Source organism: Microbacterium sp. AR7-10 (assembly GCF_001878835.1).
In the GTDB taxonomy this organism is placed as follows: Bacteria; Actinomycetota; Actinomycetes; order Actinomycetales; family Microbacteriaceae; genus Microbacterium; species Microbacterium commune.
In genome coordinates this window covers 1-13,286 of the sequence record NZ_MJIR01000034.1, presented here as the reverse complement: position 1 = coordinate 13,286, position 13,286 = coordinate 1, and the positions used below count along the sequence as shown (strand labels likewise).

15 protein-coding genes are annotated in these 13,286 nt (G+C 70.2%); all 15 read right to left on the bottom strand.

Going from position 1 to position 13,286, the window contains the following annotated elements; genetic code table 11:
* Nucleotides 1-21 precede the first annotated feature (21 nt).
* Entirely contained in the window at nucleotides 22-267 is a 246-nt protein-coding gene (gene csrA / locus BFN01_RS02860) for a carbon storage regulator CsrA (protein WP_071641348.1), read from the bottom strand.
* A gap of 4 nt (nucleotides 268-271) precedes the next feature.
* On the bottom strand, nucleotides 272-2,347 hold the full coding sequence (locus BFN01_RS02855; RefSeq protein WP_071641338.1) for a flagellar biosynthesis protein FlhA: 2,076 nt from the start codon (nucleotides 2,345-2,347) through the stop codon (nucleotides 272-274).
* A gap of 40 nt (nucleotides 2,348-2,387) precedes the next feature.
* Nucleotides 2,388-3,470, bottom strand: coding sequence for a flagellar biosynthesis protein FlhB (locus BFN01_RS02850; protein WP_071641336.1), 1,083 nt, complete (start codon nucleotides 3,468-3,470; stop codon nucleotides 2,388-2,390).
* Nucleotides 3,467-4,228, bottom strand: a complete 762-nt coding sequence (locus BFN01_RS02845) for a flagellar biosynthetic protein FliR (protein ID WP_071641334.1) — start codon at nucleotides 4,226-4,228, stop codon at nucleotides 3,467-3,469. The genes BFN01_RS02850 and BFN01_RS02845 overlap by 4 nt, the downstream gene beginning before the upstream one ends.
* Before the next feature lies 1 nt (nucleotide 4,229).
* Entirely contained in the window at nucleotides 4,230-4,505 is a 276-nt protein-coding gene (fliQ, locus tag BFN01_RS02840) for a flagellar biosynthesis protein FliQ (protein WP_071641332.1), read from the bottom strand.
* The gene (gene fliP, locus BFN01_RS02835; protein ID WP_256221008.1) at nucleotides 4,502-5,428 is read right to left on the bottom strand and encodes a flagellar type III secretion system pore protein FliP; all 927 of its coding nucleotides are present in this window, start codon (nucleotides 5,426-5,428) and stop codon (nucleotides 4,502-4,504) included. Before fliP ends, fliQ begins: the two co-directional genes overlap by 4 nt.
* Complete coding sequence (fliO, locus tag BFN01_RS02830; protein ID WP_256221009.1) at nucleotides 5,425-5,871, bottom strand: flagellar biosynthetic protein FliO; 447 nt, start codon at nucleotides 5,869-5,871, stop codon at nucleotides 5,425-5,427. Before fliO ends, fliP begins: the two co-directional genes overlap by 4 nt.
* Before the next feature lie 22 nt (nucleotides 5,872-5,893).
* Nucleotides 5,894-6,553 carry a flagellar motor switch protein FliN gene (gene fliN, locus BFN01_RS02825; RefSeq protein ID WP_071641328.1) on the bottom strand — a complete coding sequence of 220 codons (660 nt, stop codon included), beginning with the start codon at nucleotides 6,551-6,553 and terminating at the stop codon, nucleotides 5,894-5,896.
* Entirely contained in the window at nucleotides 6,550-7,464 is a 915-nt protein-coding gene (locus tag BFN01_RS02820) for a flagellar motor switch protein FliM (protein WP_083428606.1), read from the bottom strand. The genes fliN and BFN01_RS02820 overlap by 4 nt, the downstream gene beginning before the upstream one ends.
* A gap of 48 nt (nucleotides 7,465-7,512) precedes the next feature.
* Nucleotides 7,513-8,322, bottom strand: coding sequence for a flagellar motor protein MotB (locus tag BFN01_RS02815; protein WP_071641326.1), 810 nt, complete (start codon nucleotides 8,320-8,322; stop codon nucleotides 7,513-7,515).
* Nucleotides 8,319-9,158, bottom strand: coding sequence for a motility protein A (locus BFN01_RS02810; RefSeq protein ID WP_071641324.1), 840 nt, complete (start codon nucleotides 9,156-9,158; stop codon nucleotides 8,319-8,321). Before BFN01_RS02810 ends, BFN01_RS02815 begins: the two co-directional genes overlap by 4 nt.
* Entirely contained in the window at nucleotides 9,158-9,382 is a 225-nt protein-coding gene (locus BFN01_RS02805; RefSeq protein WP_071641321.1) for a flagellar FlbD family protein, read from the bottom strand. Before BFN01_RS02805 ends, BFN01_RS02810 begins: the two co-directional genes overlap by 1 nt.
* Before the next feature lie 203 nt (nucleotides 9,383-9,585).
* Entirely contained in the window at nucleotides 9,586-11,244 is a 1,659-nt protein-coding gene (locus BFN01_RS02800; RefSeq protein ID WP_071641319.1) for an MFS transporter, read from the bottom strand.
* Nucleotides 11,245-11,273: 29 nt separating this feature from the next.
* Nucleotides 11,274-11,891 (bottom strand): response regulator transcription factor, encoded by a 618-nt coding sequence (locus tag BFN01_RS02795; protein ID WP_071641317.1) that lies wholly within the window; start codon nucleotides 11,889-11,891, stop codon nucleotides 11,274-11,276.
* On the bottom strand, nucleotides 11,888-13,180 hold the full coding sequence (locus tag BFN01_RS02790) for a sensor histidine kinase (protein WP_083428605.1): 1,293 nt from the start codon (nucleotides 13,178-13,180) through the stop codon (nucleotides 11,888-11,890). Before BFN01_RS02790 ends, BFN01_RS02795 begins: the two co-directional genes overlap by 4 nt.
* Nucleotides 13,181-13,286: the final 106 nt, after the last annotated feature.

Genomic DNA, 13,286 nt, shown 5'->3' with positions numbered 1-13,286 from the left:
AGATGTGTATAAGAGACAGGGTCAGGATTCCGCGTCGCGGCGGCGGGTGAGCACGGCGAGGATGTCATCTGCGGCGCTCGCTCCGGATGCCGCTGCCGAGACGTTCTCGGCCTCGACGGCCTGCACGATCTCCGAACGCTGGATGCGGGTGGTGCGCGGTGCTTTAATGCCGAGGCGCACGCTGTCGCCCTTGACATCGAGCAGCGTCACCTCGATCTCGTCGCCGATCAGCACGCTCTCGCCGATACGCCTCGTCAACACCAGCATCCGATCAGCCTACCGGCGCAGGCGGAACCATGCCGCTGACGGCCGGCTGAGCCGCATCGCGCACCACCCCGACCGTCTCGATCGTGAACGAGCCGCTCGCCTCGGTGTACGACAGCACGGGAAGCCCGTCGGTCTGCGCCGACACCAGCCGGCGCACGGCGGAGCGCAGCGACGGCGCGCACACCAGCACGGGCTCGCCGCCGTCTCCGGCCGCGGCGGCGGTGACCGCCTGGCGCACCGAATCGACCACGGCCTCCATGCGCTGCGGGTCGAACACGATCTGCGGACCATCGTCGCCCATGCGCAGGCTCTCGAGCATCGCCTGCTCGAGCAGCGGGGTGATCATGATCACCCGCAGCACGCCGTCTTCGGCGAACCGGGCGGCGATCGCCGGGCCCAGCGCGGCGCGGGCGGCCTCGATCAGACCCTCCGGTTCGGTCGACGTCTTCGCGCGCAGGGCCAGCGCCTCGTAGATGCGGCTGAGGTCGTTGATCGGCACGCGCTCGGCGAGCAGCCCCTGCAGCACGCGCTGCACTTCGGCGAGCGACAGCAGCGCGGGGGTGAGCTCTTCGACCGCGGCGGGGGAGACCTGCTTGAGCGCGTCGGTGAGCTGCCGCACATCCTCACGGCTGAGCAGTCGGGCGGCTCCGGCGTGGATCACGCTCGACAGGTGGGTGATGACCACGCTCGCCCGGTCCACGACCGTCGCGCCGGCGAACTCGGCGCTGTGTCGCATCTCGACCGGGATCCACTTGCCCTCGAGTCCGAAGACCGGATCGTGCACCGCGGTGCCGGGCAGCGTGTCGAGTCCCGCGCCGAGCGCGAGCAGACGACCGGGCGGCACGATGCCGCGCCCCGCCTCGACGCCGGCGATGCGGATCACATATGTCGACGGAGCGAGCTCGATGCTGTCGCGGGTGCGCACGGGAGGCACGACGAGCCCGAGATCGAGCGCGATGCGCCGGCGCAGCGCCTTCACCCGCGCGAGCAGGTCATCCGGGCCGCCGGTGACGAGGTCGACGACGTCCGAGGCGAGCTGGATCTCGAGGGCGTGCACGCGCATCCGCTCCATGAGCTCCTCGGTGCTATCGGACGACACCGGCTGCGTGGCCTGCTCGGCGGCGTCGGCAGCCGTGGCATCCGCCTGCGTCGCCTTGATGCGCTGCGCGGCCAGGATCAGCAGTGCTCCCACGACGATGAACGGCAGCATCGGCATGCCGGGGATGAACGCCATCACGATCGCCGCGCATCCGGCGATGTTCAGCGCGTTGACCGACTGCCCGAGCTGCGCGAACGCCTCGCTGCCCATCTCGGTCTCGGCGTTCGAGCGGGTGACGATCATGCCCGTCGACACCGCCATGAGCAGGGCGGGGATCTGCGTGACCAGGCCGTCGCCGATCGTCAGCAGGCTGTAGGTGTTCACCGACTCCTCGATCGCCATGCCGTGCGAGACCATGCCGATCGCGATGCCGCCGACGAGGTTGATGATGATGATCACCAGACCAGCGATCGCGTCACCCTTGACGAACTTCGAGGCCCCGTCCATCGCGCCGTAGAAGTCGGCTTCGGCCGCGACCTCGGCACGCCGCTCACGCGCCTGCGCGTCGGTGATGAGCCCGGCGTTCAGGTCGGCGTCGATGGCCATCTGCTTGCCCGGCATCGCGTCGAGGGTGAAGCGCGCGCCCACCTCGGCCACGCGCTCGGCACCCTTGGTGACCACGACGAACTGGATCACGACGAGGATGAGGAAGACGACGGCGCCGATGATCAGCGAGCCGCCCACGGCGATCGCACCGAACGCCTCGATCACCCGCCCGGCGTACGCCTCGCCGAGCACGAGACGGGTGGATGCCACATTCAGGCCCAACCGGAACAGCGTCGCCACGAGCAGCAGGGACGGGAACACCGAGAAGTCCAACGGTCGCCGGATGAACATCGTCGTCAGCAGGATCACCAGCGCGAACAGGATGTTCAGGATGATCAGCATGTCGAGCAGCAGCGGCGGCACCGGCACGACCAGCAGCATGATGATGCCCACCACGGCGATGGGCACCGCGATCCGGTTCAGCATTCCGCGCATGCGCGTCTTCTCCTCATCTGACTCATCGCTTGATCTCTCATCAGGCGGTCCTCTCCGGGATGGCGTGCACGCCGCGCGCCGACCCGCGCTTGCGCAGCATGTCGACGAACACGAGCACTCGCGCGACCGCCGTGTACAGCTCTGCGGGGATCTCCTGCCCCAGTTCGCACGCGGCGTGCAGGGCGCGGGTGAGCGCCACGTCGCGCACCATCGGCACACCAGCCTCGGTCGCCCGCTCGCGGATGCGCTCGGCGACGACGCCCTTGCCCTTCGCGACGACCTTCGGCGCCGAACGGCCGACCTCGTAGCGCAGCGCGACGGCCACATGCGTGGGGTTCACCAGCACCACGTCCGACCCGCCGACGGCGGCGATCATGCGGTTGCGGCTCATCGCCAGCTGGCGTGAGCGGCGCTGCTGGCGGATCAGCGGGTCGCCCTCGGAGCTCTTGTGCTCATCGCGCACCTCGCGCTTGGTCATGCGGGTGTGCTTCATGTTGCGGCGCATCACCACGAACACGTCGATGGCCGCCAGCCCCAGGCCGACCGCGACGGCCACCTGCAGCAGCGTCGCGGTTCCGCCCGCGGCGGTGCTCAGCAGGCGGGTGATCGAGTGCGCCCCGCTGACCGAGAGCACGGGGATCAGCGATGCGATCACCGCCCACAGGGCGACGGCGATCGCGGCGGTCTTGAGCAGGGCCTTCGCGCCCTCCCACAGCGCCTGCATGCCGAAGAGGCGCTTCGCGCCCGAGACGAGATTGAACTGCTCGTAGCGGCCCGACAGCTTGCGCATCCGCACGCCGCCCTGCACGACCGCGCCGATCAGCGTGACCACCGCGACGCTGACGAGCAGCGTGCCGAGGGTGGGCAGCACCGATCCGAGGCCGAGCCCCAGCACACTCAGCGCCGCCTGCGGCGACGGGTCGCGCATGATCGACGGCAGAGTGATGAGCTGCTCGGTGCCGGCCGCGGCGCCGGCCGCCATCGCCGCGGGCATCGTGATCCCGGCGGCGGCGATGCCCAGCCACGCGGTGAGATCCTGGCTGCGCGAGAGTTTGCCCTTCTGGCGGGCTTCGCGCAGGTGCTTGTCGGTCGCCTTCTCGCTGCGCTCGCCGCTGTCGCTCATCGCCCCACCCCCTGCATCATCCGCAGCGCCTCGGTGGTGAGCGCGTCGATGATCTCGGGCAGGGCGATGAAGGTGAACCCGGCGAGCACCAGCGTGAGCAGGATCTTGATCGGGAAGCCCATCGCGAACGCGTTGAGCGCGGGCGCGACGCGCGTGATGAGGCCGAGACCGGCATCCGCGAGGAAGAGCACCAGCAGCAGAGGACCTGCGATCTGCACCGCGCCGAGGAACATCTGCACCACCCCGTCGACGAGCATCTCTGCGGGCGAGGCGAGGTCGAGCAGGCCGTCGACGGGCACCGCGTCGAAGCTGCGGGCGAGCCCGCCGAGCACGATCTGGTAGCCGCCCGAGGCGAACAGCAGCGCGAAGGCGGTCATGTTCAGCAGGCGGGTGAACTGGGCTCCGTTGACCAGCGACTGCGGGTCGAACGCCTGCGCGAGCTGGAAGCCGCCGAAGATGTCGATCAGACCGCCGGCGGCTTGCACGGCCGAGAAGCAGACGTATACGAGAAATCCGAGCACGGCGCCGGTGAGCACCTGCACGACGAGCGCGCCGAGGAACGCCACGGTGTCGAGGGTCTCGTATCCGGGGGAGACCACGCCTGACATCGCCAGGGCCAGCGCCATGGCGAGCATCGCCTTGATGCGCAGCGGGAACCCGCCGTACGAGAAGGGCGGGGCGATCACGACGAACGCCGTGATGCGCACGCCGGCGAGCAGCGTCGCCTCGAGCCACGCGAAGTCGAGCGGGATGTGCACGTCAGCCGCCGCTCAGCAGCTGCGGGATGCGGTCGAACATCATCTCGGTGAACTGCACGATCTCGGAGATCATCCAGTTCCCGGCGATGAGCAGGGCGAGACCCACGGCGACGATCTTCGGCACGAACGACAGGGTCACCTCCTGCACCTGGGTGATCGACTGCAGCAGCGAGATGGCGAACCCCACGACGAGCGCGGTGATCAGCAGGGGCGCGGCGAGCTTGGCGGCGACCAGCAGCCCCTGCGTGCCGATGTCGAGAACGGCCTCGGGACTCATCCGACACCCCCGTAGCTCTCGATCAGGGTGCGGATGATGAGCCCCCACCCGTCGACCAGGATGAACAGCAGGATCTTGAAGGGCAGCGAGATCATGACCGGCGGAAGCATCATCATGCCCATCGACATCAGCGCCGCGGCGACGACGAGGTCGATCACGAGGAACGGCACGAAGATGACGAACCCGATGATGAAGGCGGCGCGCAGCTCCGAGATCATGAACGCGGGGATCAGGGTGTACAGCGGCACGCTCTGCGCATCCTCCGGGTTCGGCAGCGACGCGATCCGGGTGAGCAGCGCGAGATCCTCTTCGCGGGTGTACCGCAGCATCCAGTCCCGCAGCGGCGGCTGGCCGAGGTCGACCGCCTGCGCGAAGGTGACCGAGCCGTCGATGTACGGCTGCACGGCGACGGTGTTGATGTCGACCAGCACCGGCCACATGATGAACATCGACAGGAACAGCGCGAGCCCGGCGAGCACCTGGTTGGGCGGGATCGTCGGCAGCGACAGCGCGTTGCGGGTCATCGCGAGCACGACGAAGATCTTCGTGAACGACGACATCATCAGCAGCAGCGCCGGCGCGATCGACAGCAGCGTGATGCCCAGCAGCGTGAGGATCGACGTCGACGGCGACCCGTCGACGCCGTTGATGTCGATGGTGATGCCCTCCTCGTCCGACCCCGGTGGGGTGGGCGGAGTGGGCGCCTCCGGGTCGTCCGGCTCGTCGACCGTAGTCGGGGCGGTGAAGAAGGCGGGCGCGGCCGCCGAAGCGGATGCGGATGCGGCAGCCGAGACGGATGCCGCCGGATGCCCGGCGCCGGCGTGCGCGGCGATACCGGTGCCCAGCACGGAGGCTATGACCAGCGCGGCGCAGATCAGTGCGAGCGCGACGGCGCGCCCCGCGATCCTCAGGGCGGTGCTCATCGCGCGCGTCGCAGGAACTCTGCAGTCTGCCGCCAGGTCTGCGGGGAGATGATCGATCCGCGGAGCGGATCCGGTGAGCTGGGGCGGCGGTGGCGACGCAGCGAGGGCTGCTCGGCCTCCCGCTCCGCGGCCAGCAGCTCGTCGAACGTGCCGGCGGTCGCGTCGACCGTCGCCCGTTCCTCGGCGCCGATGTGCACGACGGGGCGGGTGACGTGCGCGGGCGCGGCGCGCTCGATGAGGTTCACCCCGTGCTCGGTGACCCCGAGCACATAACGCGCGTCGTCGGTCTCGACCACGACGAGCTGCGCCTTCGAGCCGAGCGCACGACGGGCGACCACCGTGATCTCCGAGCCGTCTCGTCGCTGCTGCACGCGCTTGCCGACGCGCCGCTGCACGTACCAGAGCAGCCCGAGCACCGCCGCCAGCGAGAGGGCGACGCGCAGCAGCAGGAGCAGCTCGTCCAGATCAGGCCTCGGCGTTCTCGAGGATGCGGGTGATCCGCACCGCGTAGTCCTGGTCGACGACGACGATCTCGCCGTGCGCGATCACGCGTCCGTTGAGCAGCACGTCTGCGGGAGCGCCGGCCGAGCGATCGAGCTCGACGATGCGCCCCGGCTCGAGGTCGAGTACGTCGCGCACCGCCATCCGCGTGCGCCCCACCTCGACGGTGAGGTCCATCTCGACACCTGCGATGCGCTGTAGACGCCTGGATGCCGCGGGTGCCGCCTGCGGAGCACGCGTGATGCGCACGGCGAGACGGCCGAGAACGCGGCCGCTGTCGTCCTGCAGGTCGAACACCTGCGCCGCCGGGTGGGCGAACACCGCAGACGCGTCACCGAGGGTGGGCACATCGAGCCGACCCGCGCCGAGCGCGCCGACGGCGAGCTCGAGGGGGCCCTGCAGCCTCTCACTCAGCGGCGCGTCCGCGAGGCCATCGATCAGGGCATCCGGCTCGAAGATCTGCACCGCGAGCTGGGCGCTGGCCTCTCCGACGTACCCGACGATCACCGCGTCGCCGGTGTCGCCCGATGCCTGCGACGCGATGGCCGTCGCGGGTGCCGCAGTGGGCAGGCGCGCCGCGAGGGCGGCGGCGACGGCGGATTCGTAGGCGATGCTGCTGGTCACGAAGGCTCCTGAGCGGTGACGGACGTCGTCGCGGTGACGACGCAGGCGAGACGGGCGCCGCTGGCGCCCACGGCGGCCGTTGCCACGGAGTGGTCTCCGACCATGAGATCGAGGGGGCGGTCGGCAGCGTGCGGAAGCGTGAGCAGATCGCCCACCGCGAGATCCAGCACCTCGTGCGGGCGCACTCGCCGGGGCGTCAGCCGCAGGGCGATCTCTACCGGTGTCTGCTCTACCTGCCGGTCGATGGCACCGGGGGCGGCCATCTCGGTCATGCCCGTGGCGACCGCAGACAGCGCCCGCAGAATCACGGATGCCGGGAGCATCACGCTCGCGCCGAGCGCACGGCCGCCGGAGCGGATGGAAAGCTGGGCGACGATCACGGGCTCGTTGGCGGCGGCGACCTGCGTGAACTGCGAGCTGTGCTGGATGCCGGCGATCGTGATGCCGTCGGGCAGCAGTCCGTCGAGCGACCGAGTGAGGTGCTCGATGGCATCCTTCATCACCGCGCCGACCAGCGCCTGCTCGATGTGTGTGAGGGGACGCGCCCCGGCGGTATCGACCGGACGACCGCCGACCATCTGCACCACCCAGGCCGTGGCGAGCGATGCGGGGAACTGGATCACGGCCCTGGCATCGGTGCCGGGCAGTGCGCAGACAACGAGCGTCGTCGCGGGTGGCAGCGATCCGCCGTACTCGTCGTAGGTCTGCATCGCGACCGCCTCGATGGCGACATGCGAGCGGCCGTGGGTGCGAGCCGACAGCTGCGAGCCCCACTGCCTGGCGAACGTCTCGAAAGACATCTCGAGGATGCGGGCGTGCTCGCGCGACAGGGTCGTCGAACGACCGAAGTCGTACAGCTCGACGCTGCTCTGCGCGCGCACGGCTGAACGCGCGCTGTCCTCGATCACCACGACCCCGACTATCGGGCGGTGATCGGCGCGCGTAAGCAGAGCGATCGATCAGCGGGAGGGCGCCTTCGCCTGCAGGCCCGGAAGCAGCTGTCGCACCTCCTCATCCGCATCCGAGAGGACGACGACGTCGACCCGTCTGTTCTGAGCGAGAGCCTCGGGATCCGCGCCCGGCACGACGGGACGCGCGTCGCCGAAGCCGACCGACTGGATGACGGCGGGGTTGATGCCGCACGCTTCGACCAGGTGGCGCAGCACCTGGGTCGAGCGGCCGGACGACAGCTCCCAATTGGTCTCGAACGGCGCGATCGACTGCCGGCTGTCGGCGTGGCCTTCGACCGAGATCTGGTTCGGGATGCTGGTCAGCACCGAGCCGAGCGCGTTGAGGATGTCGACGGCGACGGGGGTGAGCACCGTGCTGTTCGTGGCGAAGAACGTCTCGGCGCTGACCAGGCTGACCGTCAGCCCTCGAGCGTCGATCGTGAAGGTGGCGGCGTCGGCCAGCCCCCGCTGAGCGAGGGCATCCCGAATGCGCTCGCGCAGCGCCGAGAGGTCGTCGAACTCCTTCTGCGCGGTCGACACCTCGATGTCGGCGAACCCCTCGCCCTCCTCGTCGAGCAGGTTCGCGGGTACGACCACGCCCTCCGACACATCGATCTCGTCGGTCTTCTCCTGCCCGAATCCGGTCGCCAGCGATGCGCTCAAGGCCGCGAACTTCTCCTGATCGACCGTCGACATGGCGAAGAGCACGATGAACATGCACATCAGAACGGTGATCATGTCGAGGTACGACGCCATCCACCGCTCGTCGGGCCCGGAATGCCCCTCGGGCTCGACCCGCCGCCGGCGCCGGACGCTCACAGCCCGACCTCGGAGAGCGATGACGTGGCGTCGCTCTCTTCTCGGCCCTTCTTCTCGGCCTTGCCCTTGCTCTTGCCGTCCTTGCCGGGCCTCGCGTCCGACACGAGCGCACCGAGACGCTCTGCGACGTGCGCCGGAGCGGCGCCGGCCTGCACCGCCAGCATTCCCTCCATCAGCACGGTCATGCGCTCCAGCTCGAGCTCGCCGAGCCGCTGCAGGCGGCCGCCGATCGGCAGCCAGATGAAGTTCGCCGAGAGCAGGCCCCACAGCGTGGCGACGAAGGCCGCGGCGATCATGGGGCCGAGCGTCTCGGGCTGATCGAGCTTCTCGAGCGTGTGGGTGAGCGAGACGACCGTGCCGATGATGCCGACAGTCGGCGCGAACCCGCCGAGGGTCATGAAGAACCGAGAGGCGGTGCGATTGCGCGCGGCAGCCGACGCGATCTCGTCTTCGAGCAGGATGCGCAGATCCTCGGCGTCGATGCCGTCGGCGATGCTCTGCAGCGCCTGCCGCAGGAACGGATCTTTCTCGTCCGAGACACCCTGCTCGAGCGAGAGGAGCCCCTCAGTGCGCGCCTTCTCGGCATGACCGACGACGGTGCTGATCACGCTCTGCGCGGTGCGGCGCTCGCCGCGGAACGCCCGCGGCAGCGCCTTCACCGCGTGCAGGAAGTCGCGCAGGGTTCCGCTCGCGATGCCCACGGCGATGGTGCCGCCGAAGACGAGCATCATCGGTGCGGGCAGCAGCAGCGCCGAGACGGAAGCGCCCTCCATGCTGATCATCGCCAGCAGCGAGCCGAACGCCAGGACGAGTCCGAGGATGAGTCCGATGTCCATCAGTCGTCCTCGACCCGAGCTGCGCCGGAGATCCGGGATGCCTGCGCCAGGACGCTCGCGCGGAACGCGGTGATCTGCCCGATGAGCTCCTCCATGGTCTCGCGGACGACGAAACGCGCGCCGTCGACCATGACGATCGTGGTGTCAGGAGATTCCTGCACCCTCTCGATCAGGTCGGGGTTGACCGCGAACCTGCTGCGGTTCAGACGCGTGACGACGATCATGAGCTCCATCCTGGAAGATCGGCCCCGGCGCGAAGCCAGTGCGACGACGGCCCATCCTGGTCCGTCCCTGGGGACTGTCGGCATCCCTCCGCATCGCGTTAGCAGTGCGTGGTCTGTGCGTCGGCATCCTGCCCACTGTGCACCCCGCCGAGTGGGCCGATATGGTCGCCTCGGGTGACGCATGTACGCGGCGCCCGCGGGGGCTACGAGCGCTCGGCGGCGCGCTTGAGGCGCAGCGCTCCCACGAACCCGAGCACGAGGAACACCGTGGCCGCGAGCAGAGCACCGCGCGTGGCGTCGGCGAAACCACCGGTCAGCGCGTCGATCACGGTGGGCGTCTGCTCTCCGTACGCGGAGCCTGCGCCCTGCGTGCGCAGCTGGGCGATCGTCGTGCCCGCCGACAGCCGTGTGGATTCGGCGAGTCGATCGGCCGCCGCGCCGGTGATCCCCGCGTTCTCAAGCGCGGCGGGCAGCGAGACGGCGAGCCACACCGACAGCGCGGTGCCGGCCATCGCGGTCCCCAAAGCCGAGCCCACCTGGCGAACCGTGCTCTGGGTGGCCGAGCCCTGCCCCGAGACGGCCACCGGGATGTCCTGCAGCACCGTGCCGGTCAGCTGCGCCGACGCGAGCCCGAGGCCGAGTCCGTAGACGACGAGCGGCATCGCGACGAGCCAGCCGGCGCTGTCGGCGCGCAGCAGCAGCGCCAGTGCCAGCGTGCCGACGATCTCCAATCCGAGGCCGAGCAGCACCGTGCCCGGCGCGCCGAAGCGCGCGGCGAGGTGACGTGCCGAGGCGCCCGAGAAGAACGCGCCGATCGCCATGGCGGCGAGCACGAGGCCGGCGCCCATCACATCCAGGCCCAGCGCGTTGATGAGGAACAACGGGAGCACGAAGATGATCGCGAATTCGCCGATGGCGACCATCGCGGCGGTCAGGTTGCCCCACGAGAACGTCGAGAACGTGAACAGCCCGAGATCCAGCAGCGCCTCGCGCTGCACCCTCTCGCGGTGTCGCTCCCACACCACGAACAGCACGAGAGCGATGATCGCGACCGCCAAAGCCACGGGGACGGGCGAGATCGGGGCATCCTGCGACCACGTCCAGCCGAACAGGGTCAGATCGCTCTTCGGCGCCCACCATCCGAGGTCGGGCCCCTCGACGACCGCGAAGACGAGGGCGCCGAATCCGATCGCGCTGAGCAGCGCGCCGTCGACATCGACACCGGGGCGCGTCTTGCGCCCGCGCGTCTCGGGCACGACGACGGCTGCGGCGACGAGCAGCAGCAGCCCGACGGGCAGGTTGACGAGGAAGATCCAGTGCCACGACGCCCACTGCGTCAGCGCCCCGCCGGCGAGCGGGCCGACGGCGGCCGCGCCCGAGATGACCGCACCCCAGACTCCGAACGCGGCCGCCCGGTACCTGCCGCGGAAGACGGCGTTCACCGTCGACAGCGTCGAGGGCATGATGAGCGCGGCGCCGACCGCCTGCACGGCGCGGGCGCCGATGAGGGCGCCCGCACTCGCAGAGACGGCGGCCAGCAGGCTTCCGCCCATGAACACGACGAGTCCTGCCAGAAAGAGGCGCTTGCGACCCCAGCGGTCGGCCAGGCTGCCCGTCGACAGCAGCAGCGCGGCAAGCACCACCGCGTACAGGCTGTTGACCCACTGGGCGTCGGTGAGGTCGAGATCCAGGTCGCGGATGATGGCGGGCAGCGCGACGCCGACGATCGTGCCGTCGAGCACGATGAGCCCGAGCCCGATCGACAGCACAGCCAGGGCGATCCACTCCCGCCGAGTGGGCGCGGCAGGCTCAGTCGCGGCGAGCTCGGCCGCGGCTGCGTCTGTGTCGTGCGGTCTGCTCATGGCGGATTCCTCTTCACGGTTCGGGCGGGTCACAGCAGACCCACCTGCTGGGCGACGTGGATAGCGCGGGAGCGGCTGTCGACGTCGAGTTTGGCGAAGATGTGGGCGATGTGGCTCTTCACGGTCGCCTCGGTCACGAAGAGCGCCTTGGCGATCTCGCGGTTGCCGGCGCCGGTGGCCAGCAGCCGCAGCACCTCGACCTCGCGGTCGGTGAGCTTGGGCAGCGGGTTGCGCATGCCCTGCAGCACCCGGGCCGCGAGCTCGGGGGAGAGGATCGTCTCGCCCGCATGCGCACGACGGATGCCGTCGATGATCACCTCAGGGGCGACATCCTTGAGCAGATAGCCGGCGGCGCCCGCCTCGATCGCACCGAGGATCTCGGCGTCGCGATCGAAGGTCGTGAGGATCAGCACGGCGGGTGCGGGGTCGAGGCGGCGCAGCGCCGCCGTGGTGCGGATGCCGTCGATGCCCGCTCCGAGGCGCAGATCGCACAGCACGACGTCGGGGCGCAGATGACCGGCCAGGGCGATGGCCTCTTCGCCCGTCGCCGCCTCGCCGACCACGCGGACGGTGTCGGTGTCGAGCACACTGCGCAGGCCGCTGCGCACGACAGGGTGGTCGTCGACGAGCAGGACGGTGGTGGTCACGGGATCTCCTTCGTCTCGGATGACGACTCGGCGGATGCGGGCGCTGTGGAGCGCGCGGGCGCCGGGCGCTCGGATGCGGGTGCTGCGGTCTGAGCGGATGCCAGTGACGACTGCTCGGGGAGGATGGGCACCGACACCGAGATGGCCGTGCCCTCGCCGGGCGCGCTCTCGATGTCGAGGCCGCCGCCGAGCTCGCGCAGCCGGGCGCGGATGAAGCGCAGCCCGTAGCTCGACGAGCCCGATTCGATGTCGCGCTCCCAGCCGGGGAGGTCGAACCCCACGCCGTCGTCGATGATGTCGAGCCGCACCGATCCGTCGTCGTCGATCAGGCTGACCACGACACGGGATGCCCTGGCGTGCAGCCGCACGTTGGCCAGCGCCGACTGCGCGGTGCGCAGCAGCGCGACCTCGACGGGCGTCGGCAGCGTGGGCAGTGACTCGTCGACGTGCAGCTCGGTGCGCAGCGGCGACTGCTGCCCCGCCTCCTGCTCGGTGCGCTCGAGCATCCGCTCCAGTGCTTCGGCGAGCCCGTTGCCCTCCAGCTCGGCGGGCGCGAGCGCGGCGACGATGCGCCGCACATCGCCGAGACTGGCGCCCGCGAGATCTTCCAGCTGTGCGAGGGTGCGCGCCGCTTCTGCGTCGGTGCTGCGCGCTGCACCGGCGTGCGCGAGCAGCCGGATCGAGGAGAGCCCCTGCGCCACCGTGTCGTGGATGTCGCGCGAGATGCGCGTGCGCTCGGCGATCGCACCGGCCTCGCGCTGCGCGAGGGCGAGCTCGTCCTGCAGGTCGGCCATCTCGTGCTGCGCTCGGGTGAGCGAGTCGAGCAGACGCTCGCGCTCGGCCGCATCCCGCAGCAGATGCAGGTAGCCGCGCGAGATGCCGTAGGCGAAGATGCCGCCGATGAGCGGCCCGAAGATGTTGGCGTAGCTGGTGGTGCCGTGATGCAGGATCGGCCCGACGGCCACAACCCCGAACACCACGCCCGAGAACACCAGCCCCCATCGCAGCGGCAGCAGATGGCCGGCCAGCAGCCAGAGCAGGAAGGCCACCCAGACGAACTCGGACGACACGGCGACTGCGGCGACCCACACGGCGGCGAAGCCCACGAGCCACCAGACGGCCGCGCTGTGCGCGCGTGCGCGCAGCGGCAGCAGGGCTCCGGCGGTGTGCCAGGCGAGGATCGCCACGCCCGCGATGACGGCCGGCGCCGCGGGCGTGCCGGCAGCGATGGCGCGGATCACGCCGATCGCGGCGAGCCCGGCGGCGATGACCTGTTGGCCAATCTCCATCGCGCGGACTGTGGGGGCGGCGGACACCGGGCCCATCCGGCCGCCGCGAGCGCCTGTCTCTTATACACATCTCCGAGCCCACGAGACGCGTAGTAATCTCGTATGC

What these genes read in the sequence shown, in the direction of transcription:
- BFN01_RS02805 (WP_071641321.1), bottom strand. Translation starts at nt 9,382, where the DNA reads ATGATCGTCGTCACGCGTCTGAACCGCAGCAGGTTCGCGGTCAACCCC.
- BFN01_RS02850 (WP_071641336.1), bottom strand. Translation starts at nt 3,470, where the DNA reads ATGAGCGACAGCGGCGAGCGCAGCGAGAAGGCGACCGACAAGCACCTG.
- BFN01_RS02855 (WP_071641338.1), bottom strand. Translation starts at nt 2,347, where the DNA reads ATGCGCGGAATGCTGAACCGGATCGCGGTGCCCATCGCCGTGGTGGGC.
- fliQ (WP_071641332.1), bottom strand. Translation starts at nt 4,505, where the DNA reads ATGAGTCCCGAGGCCGTTCTCGACATCGGCACGCAGGGGCTGCTGGTC.
- csrA (WP_071641348.1), bottom strand. Translation starts at nt 267, where the DNA reads ATGCTGGTGTTGACGAGGCGTATCGGCGAGAGCGTGCTGATCGGCGAC.
- BFN01_RS02800 (WP_071641319.1), bottom strand. Translation starts at nt 11,244, where the DNA reads ATGAGCAGACCGCACGACACAGACGCAGCCGCGGCCGAGCTCGCCGCG.
- BFN01_RS02790 (WP_083428605.1), bottom strand. Translation starts at nt 13,180, where the DNA reads ATGGAGATTGGCCAACAGGTCATCGCCGCCGGGCTCGCCGCGATCGGC.
- BFN01_RS02810 (WP_071641324.1), bottom strand. Translation starts at nt 9,158, where the DNA reads ATGGACATCGGACTCATCCTCGGACTCGTCCTGGCGTTCGGCTCGCTG.
- fliP (WP_256221008.1), bottom strand. Translation starts at nt 5,428, where the DNA reads ATGAGCACCGCCCTGAGGATCGCGGGGCGCGCCGTCGCGCTCGCACTG.